General features: G+C 44.5%; 1 protein-coding gene. It reads left to right on the plus strand.

Translation table 11 applies throughout. The features are described from left to right. On the plus strand, positions 1-541 hold a 541-nt coding region (locus R7Q46_RS29705; protein ID WP_318078658.1), incomplete at both ends, for a 5'-nucleotidase C-terminal domain-containing protein.

The following is a 541-nucleotide window of genomic DNA, read 5'->3' on the forward strand; positions in this document are numbered from 1 at the left end:
TGTGAAAATTGCGGAATCAAACGGTAAGCTAGAAGGTGACCGTGATGTCGTGCGATTCCAACAGACGAATCTAGGTCGTTTAATTGCAACGGCTCATATGGAACGTGCAAAAGCAGATTTCGCAGTGATGAACTCAGGTGGTGTGCGTGATTCTATTGAAGCTGGTGACATCACATACAAAGATGTGCTGACCGTACAGCCATTTGGCAACATGGTTTCTTACGTCGATATGTCTGGGCAAGAAGTCTTGGATTACCTAAACATTGTTGCAACCAAGCCAGTTGATTCAGGTGCTTACGCGCAGTTTGCGGGTATCTCTATGCGTATTGAAAATGACAAAGTCACCAATGTATTTATCGGTAACAAGCAACTGCGTTTAGATGGTCGTTACCGCTTCACAGTACCAAGTTACAACGCTTCTGGTGGCGATGGTTACCCTAAAATTGATACGCACCCTGGCTACGTCAACACAGGTTTTACCGATGCAGAAGTCTTGAAAGACTATCTAGAAAGCCATAGCCCAATTGACGTTAACGAATAC

It is taken from the genome of Vibrio sp. 811 (assembly GCF_033339195.1).